Source organism: Mesorhizobium sp. M0243 (genome assembly GCF_040321775.1).
Lineage (GTDB): Bacteria > Pseudomonadota > Alphaproteobacteria > Rhizobiales > Rhizobiaceae > Mesorhizobium.
Genome location: NZ_JAMYSF010000002.1, coordinates 39,123 through 53,300, shown reverse-complemented (window position 1 = coordinate 53,300; position 14,178 = coordinate 39,123). Strand labels below are relative to the sequence as shown.

The 14,178-nt window shown below is 63.5% G+C and carries 14 protein-coding genes; 5 read left to right on the top strand and 9 right to left on the bottom strand.

Annotation, left to right across the window (positions count from 1 at the left end; translation table 11 throughout):
* Window positions 1-2 precede the first annotated feature (2 nt).
* The 3 genes from NKJ11_RS02295 to thrC are packed head-to-tail and all read right to left on the bottom strand — an operon-like array spanning window position 3 to window position 3,319.
* Window positions 3-599 carry a GNAT family N-acetyltransferase gene (locus tag NKJ11_RS02295; RefSeq protein WP_352442778.1) on the bottom strand — a complete coding sequence of 199 codons (597 nt, stop codon included), beginning with the start codon at window positions 597-599 and terminating at the stop codon, window positions 3-5.
* A 15-nt stretch (window positions 600-614) separates the two neighbouring features.
* Window positions 615-1,907 (bottom strand): M16 family metallopeptidase, encoded by a 1,293-nt coding sequence (locus NKJ11_RS02290; protein ID WP_127290840.1) that lies wholly within the window; start codon window positions 1,905-1,907, stop codon window positions 615-617.
* Window positions 1,908-1,921: 14 nt separating this feature from the next.
* The gene (gene thrC, locus NKJ11_RS02285; RefSeq protein WP_023808590.1) at window positions 1,922-3,319 is read right to left on the bottom strand and encodes a threonine synthase; all 1,398 of its coding nucleotides are present in this window, start codon (window positions 3,317-3,319) and stop codon (window positions 1,922-1,924) included.
* Between the two features lie 128 nt (window positions 3,320-3,447).
* Between thrC and NKJ11_RS02280 the strand changes: the two genes are divergently transcribed.
* Window positions 3,448-4,179, top strand: coding sequence for a hypothetical protein (locus NKJ11_RS02280; protein ID WP_023808589.1), 732 nt, complete (start codon window positions 3,448-3,450; stop codon window positions 4,177-4,179).
* Between the two features lie 25 nt (window positions 4,180-4,204).
* On the opposite strand, the gene NKJ11_RS02275 is transcribed toward NKJ11_RS02280, so the two are convergent.
* From NKJ11_RS02275 to NKJ11_RS02265, 3 genes are all read right to left on the bottom strand, one after another.
* On the bottom strand, window positions 4,205-4,495 hold the full coding sequence (locus NKJ11_RS02275; RefSeq protein ID WP_023808588.1) for a type II toxin-antitoxin system RelE/ParE family toxin: 291 nt from the start codon (window positions 4,493-4,495) through the stop codon (window positions 4,205-4,207).
* A complete protein-coding gene (locus NKJ11_RS02270; RefSeq protein ID WP_023808587.1) occupies window positions 4,495-4,731 on the bottom strand; it encodes a transcriptional regulator in 237 nt (78 codons plus the stop codon). Before NKJ11_RS02270 ends, NKJ11_RS02275 begins: the two co-directional genes overlap by 1 nt.
* A gap of 146 nt (window positions 4,732-4,877) precedes the next feature.
* Window positions 4,878-5,564 (bottom strand): HAD family hydrolase, encoded by a 687-nt coding sequence (locus NKJ11_RS02265; protein ID WP_023808586.1) that lies wholly within the window; start codon window positions 5,562-5,564, stop codon window positions 4,878-4,880.
* 176 nt (window positions 5,565-5,740) lie between these two features.
* Between NKJ11_RS02265 and NKJ11_RS02260 the strand changes: the two genes are divergently transcribed.
* On the top strand, window positions 5,741-6,874 hold the full coding sequence (locus NKJ11_RS02260) for a site-specific DNA-methyltransferase (RefSeq protein WP_023808585.1): 1,134 nt from the start codon (window positions 5,741-5,743) through the stop codon (window positions 6,872-6,874).
* Between the two features lie 8 nt (window positions 6,875-6,882).
* Here the strand turns inward: NKJ11_RS02260 and NKJ11_RS02255 are convergent, their stop codons facing one another.
* The 3 genes from NKJ11_RS02255 to mutY are packed head-to-tail and all read right to left on the bottom strand — an operon-like array spanning window position 6,883 to window position 9,064.
* Window positions 6,883-7,266: a WapI family immunity protein gene (locus tag NKJ11_RS02255; RefSeq protein WP_023808584.1), complete on the bottom strand. Its 384-nt coding sequence runs from the start codon at window positions 7,264-7,266 to the stop codon at window positions 6,883-6,885.
* Between the two features lie 12 nt (window positions 7,267-7,278).
* On the bottom strand, window positions 7,279-7,890 hold the full coding sequence (locus tag NKJ11_RS02250) for an HAD family hydrolase (protein WP_023808583.1): 612 nt from the start codon (window positions 7,888-7,890) through the stop codon (window positions 7,279-7,281).
* Window positions 7,883-9,064: an A/G-specific adenine glycosylase gene (gene mutY / locus NKJ11_RS02245; RefSeq protein WP_352792638.1), complete on the bottom strand. Its 1,182-nt coding sequence runs from the start codon at window positions 9,062-9,064 to the stop codon at window positions 7,883-7,885. Before mutY ends, NKJ11_RS02250 begins: the two co-directional genes overlap by 8 nt.
* Before the next feature lie 53 nt (window positions 9,065-9,117).
* Here mutY and NKJ11_RS02240 point away from each other — a divergent pair, with 53 nt between their 5' ends.
* The 3 genes from NKJ11_RS02240 to smc all read left to right on the top strand — a co-directional run bounded on the left by NKJ11_RS02240 (window position 9,118) and on the right by smc (window position 14,092).
* Window positions 9,118-9,618 carry a DUF721 domain-containing protein gene (locus NKJ11_RS02240; protein WP_127290824.1) on the top strand — a complete coding sequence of 167 codons (501 nt, stop codon included), beginning with the start codon at window positions 9,118-9,120 and terminating at the stop codon, window positions 9,616-9,618.
* A 163-nt stretch (window positions 9,619-9,781) separates the two neighbouring features.
* On the top strand, window positions 9,782-10,525 hold the full coding sequence (locus tag NKJ11_RS02235) for a DsbA family protein (protein ID WP_352442782.1): 744 nt from the start codon (window positions 9,782-9,784) through the stop codon (window positions 10,523-10,525).
* A gap of 105 nt (window positions 10,526-10,630) precedes the next feature.
* A complete protein-coding gene (smc, locus tag NKJ11_RS02230; protein WP_352792637.1) occupies window positions 10,631-14,092 on the top strand; it encodes a chromosome segregation protein SMC in 3,462 nt (1,153 codons plus the stop codon).
* The last annotated feature ends 86 nt before the right edge of the window (window positions 14,093-14,178 follow it).

The following is a 14,178-nucleotide window of genomic DNA, read 5'->3' as shown; positions in this document are numbered from 1 at the left end:
AATCAGTCCTTCGTTCCAACGCCCGGCGGATCGTCCGCGATCCGGGCGTAGAGGTAGTGGTCCTGCCAGATGCCGTTGATCCTGAGATAGGATCGCAGCAGTCCTTCGCGCCGAAATCCGGCTTTTTCAAGCACGCGGATCGACCGGATATTGTCGGGAATACAGGCCGCTTCGATCCGGTGCAACCTCAGCGTATCGAAGGCGAAGCGGGCCACCACCTTGACCGCGTCGGTCATCAGGCCGCGGCCGCCGAAGCGCTCGCCGATCCAGTAGCCGACATGGCCGCTCTGCGAGACGCCATGGCGTATGTTGCCGAGCGTGATGCCGCCGGCCAGCTTGCCACTGCTCCTCTCGAAGATGAAGAAGGCGATAGCGGTTCCTTGCGCATAATCCTCGCGGTAGCGGCTGATGCGCAGCCGCCATGCGTTGCGGTCGAGTTCATCGGGAGTCCAGCGTGGCTCCCAGGGTTCGAGGAAGGCGCGGCTATCGCCACGCACCGCCGCCCACTCGCGGAAGTCGTTGGTGAACGGCACGCGCAGCGTGACGCGGTCGCCTTTCAGCGCCGGCAGGTCGCGGCGGAAGAAAGGGAGCGCGAACACGACGCTTCGAGGGGCTTAGACGGCGAGCTTACGGGCCGTGGTCTGCGTGCCTGCGAGCGATTCGAGGATCGCCTCGTATGGCGCCAGTGTGCCCACAGGCCCGACAGCGGTAAGCGTCGGCTTGGTCGAGAACAAACGCGACGATAGATCGGTCAGCCGCTCGACCGTCAGCGCCGACAGCCGTTCCATCAGTTCCTCCTTGGCGATCGGCCGGCCGAACAGAAGCAGCTGCCGTGCGATCTGCGAAGCGCGGCTGGCCGGGCTTTCGGCTGACATGATCAGTCCGGCGCGATATTGGGCGCGCGCCCGGTCGAGTTCTTCCTGCAGGATTTTCTCGCCGGCCTTCTGCAGCTCGTCGATGATGACAGGCACCAGTTCGGCGATGTCGCTCTGGCCGGTCGCGGCATGGACGCCGAAGACGCCGGTGTCGGAAAAGCCCCAATGGAAAGCATAGACCGAATAACACAGGCCGCGCTTCTCGCGGACCTCCTGGAACAGGCGCGACGACATGCCACCGCCGAGGATCATCGACAGCACCTGCGAGGCATAGAAGTCGCGCACATGATAGGCCCGGCCTTCGAACCCCAGCACGATCTGCGCGTCCATCAGGTCGCGGTCCTCACGGAAGTCGCCGCCGACATATTGCGCATATTGCGGGATGGTGCTGTCGGCCTTGCTGCGGAAGCCGCCGAGTTGCTTTTCGACCTCGCGCACGAAATTGTCATGCTTGATGTCGCCGGCGGCGACAATCACCATGCGCTCGGCGCCATATTGCCGCTCGATGAAGTCGTGGAGTTGCTTGGAGGTGAAGGATTTGACCGTTTCGGGTGTGCCGAGAATGGAGCGGCCGATGGTCTGATGGCGATAGGCGGTTTCCGTGAAACGGTCGAAGACGATGTCGTCGGGGGTGTCGTGCGCGGCGCCGATCTCCTGCAGGATCACATGCTGTTCGCGTTCGAGTTCCTGCGGGTCGAATTCGGACTCTTGCAGGATGTCGGCAAGAATGTCGACGGCCAGCGGCACGTCGTCGGAGAGCACCCTGGCATAGTAGGAAGTGGTTTCGACGCTGGTGGCGGCGTTGATTTCGCCGCCGACGTCTTCGATCTCCGAGGCGATTTCGAAGGCGCTCCGCCTTTTCGTGCCCTTGAACGCCATGTGCTCGAGCAGATGGGCCATGCCATGCTCGTCCTCACGTTCATTGCGGGCACCCGACTTGACCCAGGCACCAAGGGCAACCGATTCGATGCTTTGAAGGGTTTCGGTGGCGACTGTCAGGCCGTTCGACAGACGGCTTACCTCAACACCCATATGGCTAGTACTCCTTAACGCGCCGCCCGCGCGCGGCGGCCGACATAATCTTCCACCATTTTCAGGTCGGAGGGAAGTACCGTGTATTTTTCCTCCGATGTCATCAACCCACCTAGCCATGCGGGCAGTGCGGGCGACACGCCGCTGGCGGCTTCGACGGCGGCCGGGAATTTTGCCGGGTGTGCGGTACCCAGCACCACCATCGGCACGGCGCCTGACGCCTTGCCCGCAGCGACATGCACAGCTGCCGCGGTGTGCGGATCGAGCAGATAGTTGCTGGCCGCGAGCGTCGAGCGGATGGTGGCGGCGACCTCGTCCATATCAGCCCGGCCGGCGTCGAATTCCGACCGCATCCCGGCGATTTGCTGGGGTTCGATGGTGAAAGCGCCGGACTGCTTCAGACCGTCCATGTAGCGCCGCACGGTCGCCGCGTCACGGCCGGAGGCCTCGAACAGCAGGCGTTCGAAATTGGACGACACCTGGATATCCATCGACGGCGACGTGGTCGCAAAGACACCCTTGGTGCGATATTCCCCTGTCGCGAAGGTCCGCGCCAGGATGTCATTGTCGTTGGTGGCGATGACCAGCCGCTCGATCGGCAAGCCCATCTTCTTGGCCGCGTAGCCGGCGAAGATATCGCCGAAATTGCCGGTCGGCACGGTGAAGGAGACCGGCCTGTCCGGCGCGCCAAGCGACAGCGCCGAGGAGAAATAATAGACGATCTGGGCCATGATCCGGGCCCAGTTGATCGAGTTGACGCCCGAAAGCGCCACCCGGTCGCGAAATCCGTGATCGTTGAACATGTCCTTGAGCAGGCCCTGGCAATCGTCGAAATTGCCTTCGATCGCCAGCGCATGGACGTTTGCAGCCGTCGACGTCGTCATCTGCCGCTGCTGCACCGGCGAGACGCGGCCGTGCGGGAAAAGGATGAAGATGTCGGTCCGGCTGCGACCGGCAAAGGCATCGATGGCCGCCCCGCCGGTATCGCCCGAGGTGGCGCCGACGATGGTGGCGTGCTGGTCGCGTTCGGCAAGCACATGGTCCATCAGCCGGGCCAGAAGCTGCATCGCCACGTCCTTGAAGGCGAGCGTCGGCCCGTGGAAGAGTTCCAGGATGAAGGTGTTGGGGCCGGTCTGCACCAGCGGGCAGACGGCCTCGTGGCGGAAGGTGGCATAGGCTTCGCGCACCAGCCGCTCGAAAACGGAGGCCGGGATCTCGTCGCCAAGGAACGGCGACAGCACGCGGATGGCAAGTTCGGGATAGGCAAGGCCGCGCATGGCGCGGATCTCGGCGGCGGAAAACTGTGGCCACTCGCGCGGCACGTAGAGCCCGCCGTCGCGCGCCAGCCCGGCCAGCACGGCGTCGGAAAATCCAAGAACGGGGGCTTCCCCGCGGGTACTCACATAATGCATGTCACAATTCCGTTACTGCTTGGCTTTTCCATCCACCGCAAGGTGGTTAATTTCTGCGCTGGCTCAGTCGCATTTTTGCCGCGCGGTTGATATACGTCACCAGCTTTGCGAGAGGGAAGTGCAGTTTCATGGCGTTTCGTACATTCAGTGGTCGCTTTTTGGCGGGTCTTGCGCTCACCGGCTTTATGCTTGCCGCCGCCGGCTGCCAATCGGGCGACAATGGCATCCTGAACCTCGGCATAGGCAAGAAGGAGGACCCGACGGCGCCACCGCCGCCCCAGGATCCCAAGATACTGGCCAGCCAGTTGCAGGCCTATTGTCCCAGGGTGACGGTGCGGGACGGCACGGCTTTCTTCAACACCTATTCCAAGGAAGCTCAGAAGCCCAAGCCCAGGATCAAGAAGACCGGCGACGCCGCGCAGGATGCCGCGGCCCAGGCCGAGGCTGACGCCGCTGCTGCAACTCCGCCCGACGAATCGGCCAACATCATCTACCAGGCATCGGTCAGCGACGTGACACGCGACTGCAGCCGTGCCAACGGCCAGCTGACGATGAAGATCGCGGTCGCCGGCAAGATTGTCCCCGGACCGAAGTTTTCTCCAGGCACCATCACCATGCCCATCCGCACGGCTGTGATGCATGGCACCGAGGTCCTCTATTCGCAGATCCACCAGTATCAGGTCCAGGTCACCGATCCTTCGGTCGCCACGCAGTTCGTCTTCACCGATTCCAATATTGTCGTGCCCGAGCCGACGGCGCAGGACTATCAGGCCTTTGCCGGCTATGACGAAACCGCGCATCAGGCAACGGCCGACAAGCCGAAGAAGAAGCAGAGGAAGAGAGCCGCCGCGACGAACTAAGCGGCGAACACAAGACATGGGCGGGCTATGTGAGGCTCTCCGGCCATTCTCTGGCCCCATGGACAACGGCGATGATTTCAACGTCACTGCCGCGCACCCGATAAACAACGATATAGGATGTCCGCGCTATCACAAGCTCGCGGGTTCCGCCCGCTCGTCCCTTGCGTCCGACCATGGGATTTGACGCCAAGAGTTCGTCGGTGCGACCAATCAGATCGGCTGTTAGCCGATACGCCGCAACGGGACTGTCCTGCGCGATAAAATCCTGAATCTGGTCGAGGTCGTCGAGAGCGGCGCTCGTCCATGAAACCTGCATCAGGTGGGGCGGTACTTGTTCAACACCCGCTCGATATCGGCACGGCTGGCAAATTCACCACGGTCGGCCGCTTCAATTCCTGCGTTCACCTTGTCTAAAAACCGCTCCTGCCACTCAAGGGAGTGGCCGTTCTCAAGCGCGTCCGCAACGACTTCCGACGCGGACAGGCTGGACCGCGCCGCGATAGCATCGATGCGGGCCTGTAACTCTGGCGTGATTTCAAGCTCAATCGTCATGACGCAATCATCGCATAGCCATCAGGGTTTTGAAATGAAAACCAGCTCCCAAAATTGCAGTATCGCCTCCTACCACTCTGAAGCACGAGAACGGTAGACCGACCGGGCGAGAAAAGTCCCGCCACGAGGGCGAAATTCAATCGCCCTCAGGCGTCCGACCACTCCGACAGCGCCGCGATCACGCTTTTCAACTCTGCCCAGCGGCGGATCACCGTTTCGGCGCCGGCCTCGGTGAGCGCGTCGGCATGGCCGGGATAGCTGTGGGCGGCTCCGGTGAAGCCGATCACCCGCATGCCCGCCGTCCTTGCGCCGTGAACGCCGTGCACGGAATCCTCGATAACGAAAGTGTTCGCCGGGTTGGCGCTGAGTTTCTCCGCCGCGAACAGGAACACGTCCGGCGCCGGTTTCGTTTTCCCGGTCGGTGTTTCCATCGCCGAAAAAATCCGGTCGGTGAAAAACGGCAGAAGATGCACCTTTTCCAGCATGAATTCGATCCGCTCGGAGCGTGAATTCGAGCAGACGCAGCGCGGCACGCTTACCGCGGCAACGGCCTCGCGCACGCCATCGATGGCGCGGACGTCGCTGCGCAGTTTGCGGTCGACCAATTGTTCCTCCCTGTCGATCAGAGAGGCCTGGAAGGGGATGCGGGACTTTTCCTCGACCCGCAGCATGATGTCCTTGAAGGTCAGGCCGGCATAGCTCTCCGAAATCTCCTCAGCCGATATCTCGTATCCTGCCAAGGTCAAAAGCTCGGCGTCGACGCGGGCGGCGATGATCTCGGAATCGACGAGCACGCCGTCGCAATCGAAGATGACAAGGTCTGGCTGGGGCATGGTGATCCGGACAATAGGAGGGCGAAGTGGCCTCGGAAGGCTCAGGCGGCGCGGCATACACCAACAGGGCCGCCTTCGCAAATTCGCCACACCCGTCCCTTGGCCTTCACGGAATATTTACGCTGATCGGTAACCATAACGGAGAGTAAACAGTAACGCGTGCCTTGGGTGTCAGAATGTCTGCCGTGCGTCTTCTCGACGAGCTATCCCACGCTCCCCAGCAATCCGAATGGCTGGACACGATCCTCAAGGGCGACTGCGTCGCCGCGCTCGACCGGTTGCCCGAAAAATCGATCGACGTCATCTTCGCCGATCCGCCCTACAATCTGCAGCTCGACGGCGACCTGCACCGCCCCGATCAGTCCAAGGTCGACGCCGTCGACGACGACTGGGACCAGTTCGAGAGTTTCGAGGCCTATGACGCTTTCACGCGTGCCTGGCTGCTGGCGGCGCGCCGGGTGCTGAAGCCCAACGGCACCATCTGGGTCATCGGCTCCTATCACAACATCTTCCGGGTCGGCGCCAAGATGCAGGATCTCGGCTTCTGGATCCTTAACGACGTCGTCTGGCGCAAGACCAACCCGATGCCAAATTTCCGTGGCCGCCGCTTCCAGAACGCGCATGAGACGATGATCTGGGCTACGCGCGATCAGAAGGGCAAGGGCTATACCTTCAACTACGAAGCGATGAAGGCGTCCAACGACGACATCCAGATGCGCTCCGACTGGCTGTTTCCGATCTGCACCGGCGGCGAGCGGCTGAAGAACGACAATGGCGACAAGCTGCATCCGACGCAGAAACCGGAAGCGCTGCTTGCCCGCATCATGATGGCCTCGACCAAACCGGGCGACATCGTGCTCGATCCCTTCTTCGGCTCAGGCACCACGGGCGCGGTGGCCAAGCGTCTCGGCCGCCATTTCGTCGGCATCGAACGCGAGCAGGCCTATATCGACGCCGCCAACGAGCGCATCGACGCGGTGCGGCCGCTGGAAGAGGCCGACTTGACCGTTCTCACGGGCAAGCGCGCCGAGCCGCGCGTCGCCTTTGTCAGCCTGATCGACACCGGCCTGATGATGCCGGGCGCGACGCTCTACGATGCCAAGAAGCGCTGGGCGGCCAAGGTGCGCGCCGACGGCACGGTGGCGATCGGCGACAGCGCCGGCTCGATCCACAAGATCGGTGCCGAAGTGCAGGGGCTGGACGCCTGCAACGGCTGGACCTTCTGGCATTATGAGCGCAGCGGTGGCCTGACCCCGATCGACGAGCTTCGCCGCATCGCGCGGCTCGGCATGGAGCGGGCAGGGGCCTGATCGGCAGCTCAGGCCTTGTCTTCCTCCAGGATGATTTCGCTGACCTCGCCTTTCGCCATCAGTGAGAGCTGACTGGCAAAACGCGACAGACGCGAATAGTCCGTCCGGAGTCGCACACGCGCGAAGTCACGGGCTTCGATCTCCTCCGCGACCTCGATCCGGACGAACAGGTGACCGACGCCATCCGCCGGGAAAACCGAGATGCTTATCAGGCCGGGCGATCTCAGGACCAGATCCGCGCGTTTAAGCGGATAGGCCTGCAATGACACAATAAATTCGCTTACCTCGTCGGTCGGGAAATAGGCATCGCCACGTCCTCGAAAGTGGCCATGCTCGACACTGGCGTCAAGTATTGACCATTCCGGGTTGAAGGTCAGAACGAGCTTGCCCATTGCCGGTCTCGATCAGGTCGCGATGCCATGCCGCTCAAGGTCTGCTTGAAGCGCCTTTGCATCGGTGAACAGCACCGACTGCCAGCCGGCCGCCTTGGCGCCGTCGACATTCTTCTGGCTGTCGTCGATGAACAGCGTCGCGGCCGGTTCGAGGCCGAAGGCGGCGATGTGATGATCGTAAATGCCGCGATCGGGCTTGATCATGCCGATCTCGCCGGAGATGGTGACGCCGCGCGGACGATTGAGAAAATCGAAGCGCTCGCGGGCTTCGGCCAGCGTGTCGCTGGCGAAGTTGGTCAGCATGGTCACGTCGTGGCCGCTCTCGATCAGGCCGACCATGATGGCGACGCTGTCGTCATAAGCATGCGGCACCATCTCGTGCCAATGGCGGCGGAAACCGCGGATGTTTTCCGCGTGATCGGGATGGTCCGCGATCAGCAGCGCCTCGGCCTCTTCCCAGGTGCGGCCGCGATCCTGCTCGATGTTCCAATCATGCGTGCAGACATTGTCGAAAAACCACTTTCTCTCTTCGGCATCCGGAATGAGGCGGCTGAACGGAATGTTGGGATCGTAGTGGATCAGCACTCTGCCGATGTCGAAAACGATGTGGCGTATTTCAGTCATGGGGCCTCTTTGCACTGTGTGGCGACGGCTTTTTCGTCGCGCCGGGTATCGCAGCCTCGATTGCCTTTTTCATGACAGTCGGCAGCGCCTCGCCGGAAATCTCGTGAGCGAGCGACCAGAAATGCCCGTCTGGCGCATCACCTTTGATGAGAGCGTGAAAGACTTCGAGTTCGAGAGCGAAATGCGTGAAGACATGCGCAATGCGGCCCGCATGCCGCCAGTCGGCGGGAAAGGGCGCGGCCGCTTCCGTGGTTGCCCCATCGATCCGCGCGGTCCAGCCCGTCGTCGGCACCTCGGTCATGCCGCCGAGCAAACCCTTCTCTGCCCGTTTGCGCAGAAGGATGGCGCCGTCGGCCCGCACGGCGACAAAGGCCGCGCCGTGCCGCTGCGGCTTGTCGGCCTTGGGCAGGCGCACCGGGAAGTGCTCGGGATCGCCTGAAACGACCGCGCTGCAGTCTTCGCGCAGCGGGCACAGCATGCAGCGCGGCCGGCGTGGCGTGCAGATGGTGGCGCCGAGATCCATCATCGCTTGGGCGAAGTCGCCAGGCCTTGTCCCGGGCACCATGCGCTCGACATGGGCACGGATCTCGGGCTTGGCTTCGCTGAGCGGGGTTGTGATCGAAAACAGCCGGGAGATGACACGTTCGACATTGCCGTCGACAACGGCGGCGGGGCGATCGAAGGCAATCGCCGTGATGGCCGCCGACGTATAGGCGCCGATGCCGGGCAGTTCTCTCAAACCCGTCTCCGTGTCGGGAAACCGGCCGCCACGCGCGGCCACAAGATCGGCACAGGCCTTGAGATTGCGGGCGCGGGAGTAGTAGCCGAGCCCGGCCCAGGCCTTCATCACGTCCTCGGTGGGCGCCGCGGCCAGCGCTTCGACATCGGGCCATTTCTCGACGAATACCTTGAAATAAGCCTTCACCGCTTCGACGGTGGTCTGCTGCAGCATGACCTCGGAGAGCCAGATGCGGTAGGGATCAGGCCGCACGCCGCGCGCATGCTCAATTGGTGTGATGCGCCACGGCAATTCACGGTGATGCACATCGTACCAGCTGAGCAGGCGGGATGCGATATCGTCGCTGACACCGGATGCAGCTGTGCTGCTATCTCCGGATGTGGCTTTGCCACTATCCCAGGATGCGGTCTTGCGGGTCTGGTCTGCTGGTGCCATTGATCTTGTATTGGCCTGGCCGTTATCTGCTGGGTCGTCGCTGGAGGACGTACATGGCAGGGAGAACGCCCTACGGCAATCCCGTCCCGGTCAGCGATCTCGCGACCAGGATCCTCGATCCGGTGCTGCGCAAGCGGGCCGGCATTTCGATCGGCCTCGTCCAGTCATGGGACGAGATCGCCGGCCCGCGGCTGGCCAGCCATTCGCGCCCCGAAAAAATCCAGTGGCCGCGCCGTATGCATGAGGACGATCCGTTCGAGCCGGCCGTGCTGGTCATTGCCTGCGAAGGCATGGCGGCACTTCATCTGCAGCACGAGACGGGCGAGATCATCAACCGGGTCAACGCCTTCCTCGGCTTCACCGCCATCAACCGCATCAGGATCCTGCAGAAGCCGGTGACAGCCGACAAAGGAAAGCGCAAACCGGCCCTGAGGCCGCTGACGGCGGCTGAGAAGACGAAATTGTCGGGAACTGTCGGCCTGGTCGATAATGATGAACTGCGCGCCTCGCTGGAGAAACTTGGCGCGACCATTATTGGGGAGAGAAAATCATAGGCGTCTTGAAGAAAGTCATGGATTCGTCGTCAATATCTCGCATTCGTGATCGCCCTTGTCAGGTTTCGCGATTGGATTGGGGATCGAGATGCCTTAATTCGCGCCAACTCTCGCCTTTTCGTGTCTTTGCATTGCAAAATCCAACCCTTGTCAGGTGATTCGTATGAACCGTCCCCCGTTTGGTCAAAGCTTGTCTCGCAGAAATGTCCTGTCTTCGCTGGCCGCCATTCCGGCGGTGGCCCTGCTCGCCGCCTGCAGCGACTCTGGCGAGGAGGCGAAGGCCGCGGATGTGAAGCCTGCGGCCCCGGCCGCCCCCGCGAAGGCGGCCACGCCGGCCGCCGCCACCGCGCCGGAGGCCCAGGGCACCGTGGATGTGGCGGAACTGATGAAGCCGGGTGCGCTGCCCGACAAGCAGCTTGGCAAGGATGACGCCAAGGTCACCATCGTCGAATACGCCTCGATGACCTGCCCACACTGCGCGCATTTCGCCGAGACCACCTTTCCGGACCTGAAGACCAAGTACATCGACACCGGCAAGGTCCGCTACATCCTGCGCGAATTCCCGTTCGATCCGAGCGCCGAAGCCGGTTTTATGCTGGCGCGCTGCGCCAAGGATAACTATTACCCTATGGTCGACGTCCTGTTCAGGCAGCAGGCGAACTGGGTTGGCGTTCAGAATACCAAGGATGCGCTGCTGCAAATCTCGAAGCTCGCCGGTTTTACACAGGAGTCCTTCGAGGCCTGCTTGACGGACCAGAAACTTCTGGACGATGTGAGATCGGTCCAGAAGCGCGGCGCCAATGAATTCAAGGTCGACTCGACACCGACCTTCTTCATCAACGGTAAGACCTACAAAGGGGCGATGTCGATTGAGGAAATGTCGGCCATCATCGACCCTCTGCTCTGACATCCAGTCAGCCCTGAGGCGGCGGCGCTTCGGCGTGCGCGGCTTCCTGTCGTGCCGCGAATTCCTTTCGCAAAATCACGGAAATCCGCTTAGTGGGCGGGGCGAATGAAGTTTTCGCGCCTTCGCCTCCTCGGTTTCAAGTCCTTCGTCGAGCCCGGCGAGTTCGTCATCGAACGCGGCCTGACCGGCATTGTCGGGCCGAATGGCTGCGGCAAGTCGAACCTTGTCGAGGCGCTGCGCTGGGTGATGGGCGAAAGCTCCTACAAGAACATGCGCGCGTCCGGCATGGACGACGTCATCTTTTCCGGCTCGGGCACTCGGCCCGCACGCAACACCGCCGAAGTCACGCTTTTCCTCGACAACAGTGACCGCTCGGCGCCCGCTGCCTTCAACGATGCCGACGAACTGCAGGTGTCGCGCCGCATCGAGCGCGAGGCCGGCTCGCTTTACCGTATCAACGGCAAGGAGGCCCGTGCCAAGGACGTGCAGCTTCTGTTCGCAGACCAGTCAACCGGCGCGCGTTCGCCGTCGATGGTCGGTCAAGGCCGCATTGGCGAACTGATCCAGGCCAAGCCGCAGGCACGCCGCGCGCTGCTCGAAGAGGCGGCAGGCATTTCCGGCCTGCACACCCGCCGCCACGAGGCAGAACTGCGGCTGAAGGCGGCCGAGCAGAACCTCGAACGACTGGACGACGTCGTCGGCGAGCTGGAAAGCCAGATCGAAAGCCTGAAGCGCCAGGCGCGCCAGGCGTCCCGCTTCAAGAACCTGTCGGCCGATATCCGCAAGGCAGAAGCGACGCTTTTGCATTTGCGCTGGACACTGGCCAAGACCCAGGAAGGCGAGGCACGTTCGGCGCTGGCGGTTGCGACAGCACTGGTCGGCGACCGCGCCGCAGCCCAGATGGCCGCCGCCAGGGAGCAAGGCATCGGCGCTCATAGGCTGCCGGACCTGCGCGACGCGGAAGCCGCCGCCGCCGCTGCCTTCCAGCGCCTGTCGATCGCCAAGTCGCAGATCGAGGAGGAAGCCGGTCGCATCCGCGCCCGTCAGAGCGAACTCGAGCGCCGGCTGCAGCAGCTCGACGGCGATATCGCACGTGAAGAGCGCATGGTCCGCGACAATGCGGACATTCTCGAGCGCCTTCGCACCGAAGAGGCAGCACTCAATTCGGAAAATGCCGGCGCCGCCGAACGCGAAGCCACCACCCGTGCGGCGTTCGAACAGGCGGCGTCGACGCTTTCGCAAAGCGAAGCCAAGCTCGCCGCGCTGACCGCCGAACGGGCCGAGGCTGCCGCCTCGCGCAACCAGATCGAACGGACGCTGCGCGACACCGCCGAGCGCCGCGACCGCTTCGCGCGTCAGCTTGCCGATGTCGACCGGGAATTGTCGGAGATACTCTCCAAGGTCGCTGGCCTGCCCGATCCGGCCGAGAAGCGCGTGCTGGTCGAACAGGCCATGGCGCTGCTGGAGGAGGCCGAGGCTGCCGTGTCCGAGGCCGAGCAGTCGGTCATCGATGCCCGCGCTGTCGAAAGCGCCGCCCGGCCACCGCTTCAGGATACCAGGGCCGAGCTGGCACGGATCGAAACCGAAGCGCGCACTCTGGCAAAAATCCTGAATGCCGCCAGTGGGGATCTCTTCCCGGCCGTGTTGGAACAGATCAGCGTCGATCGCGGTTTCGAAACGGCGCTGGGTGCGGCCCTTGGCGAAGATCTCGACGTGCCGCTCGACCGCAGCGCTCCGGTGCATTGGGGCGAAAGCGGGATCCAGCCCGGCGACGCGGCCCTGCCCGAAGGCGTAAAAAGCCTTGCCAGCGTGGTTCACGCGCCGGCACAGCTCGCCCGCCGCCTGGCGCAGGTCGGTATCGTCGATACCGCCGGCGACGGCCGCCGGTTGCAATCGCTGCTTGCTCCCGGCCAGAGGCTGGTCAGCCGTGAAGGCGCGCTCTGGCGTTGGGATGGCTTTACCGCCAGCGCCGATGCGCCGACCGCCGCAGCACAACGGCTGGCGCAGAAGAACCGGCTGGCTGAGCTCGATGCCGAGGCGATACAGGCGACGCTCGTCCTGCGCCAGGCCGAGGAGGCGCTGGGAGAGGCTGAACAGGCGCTGCGCCTGGCAAGCGAGGCCGAGCGCAACACGCGCCAGGCCGGTCGTGACGCCCAGCATCGGCTGGACGCTGCCCGCAATGCGTTGGCCGAGGCCGAGAGAGCCGGCGGCGAATTGCAGAGCCGGCGCGCCGCGCTCGATGAAGCGCGCGCCCGCATCGTCGACAGCCATGAGGAGATTTCGGCCGCCTTCGCCGAGGCGGAAATGCTGCTGCAGGACGCGCCCGATCTTGGCGATCTGCAATTGCAGCTCGAACAGTCCTCGGCCAATGTCGCCCGCGACCGCGCCGCGCTTGCCGATGCGCGTGCCGTGCATGAGGGGCTGCGGCGCGAAGCCGAGGCGCGCGCGCGCCGGCTCGATGCCATTGGCGCCGAGCGCAGCAACTGGCTGGAGCGGGCCGAAAACGCCTCGACGCAGATCGCATCGCTCGGCGAACGCAAGGCCGAGGCCGAGGCCGAACGCGAGCGGCTGGCCGATGCTCCCGATGAAATCGACGCCAAGCGGCGTGCCTTGCTGTCGCAGCTCACCGAGGCCGAGAGCTTGCGCAAGGCGGCGGCCGACCGTTTGCAGGAAGCGGAGAACCGGCAATCCGAACTGGACAAGGCCGCCGCCGGCGCCATCCAGTTCCTGGCCGAGGCGCGCGAGACCCGCGTTCGCGCCGAAGAGCGGCTGACCGCAGCCGACGAACGCCGGCTGGAGGTCGAGGCGCGCATCCAGGAGACGCTGAACACACCACCGCATCTGGTCATCCGCCACACCGGTCTTGAGGCTGACAGCCCGATGCCTGAAATGGCCGAGATCGAGCGTCAGCTCGATCGGCTGAAGATCGAGCGCGAACGGCTCGGCGCCGTCAATCTGCGCGCCGAGGAGGAGCAGAAGGAGCTATCCGACCGGCTGGAGGCGATCGTGTCGGAGCGCGAGGACATCATCGAGGCGATCCGCAAGCTCAGGCAGGCGATCCAGAGCCTCAACCGCGAAGGCCGTGAGCGGCTGCTGGCCGCCTTCGAGGTCGTCAACGGGCATTTCCAGCGGCTGTTCTCGCATCTGTTTGGCGGCGGCACGGCGGAATTGCAGCTGATCGAATCCGACGATCCGCTCGAGGCCGGTCTCGAAATCCTTGCCCGCCCGCCCGGCAAGAAGCCACAGACCATGACGCTGCTGTCCGGTGGCGAGCAGGCGTTGACGGCGATGTCGCTGATCTTCGCTGTGTTCCTGACCAATCCGGCGCCGATCTGCGTGCTCGATGAAGTCGACGCGCCGCTCGACGATCACAATGTCGAGCGCTTCTGCAACCTGATGGACGAGATGGCCGCCACCACCGAGACGCGCTTCGTCATCATCACCCACAATCCCATCACCATGGCGCGCATGAGCCGGCTGTTCGGCGTGACCATGGCCGAGCAGGGCGTCAGTCAGCTGGTGTCGGTCGACCTGCAGGCGGCCGAGGCGATGCGCGAGGCAAGCTGACCCAGGTCGCGCTACCTGCGAATGGGCGGCTCTGGAGCGATTTCAGGGAAAAGTGTGAACCCCGGCAAAAAAATCAGAGCGTCGGA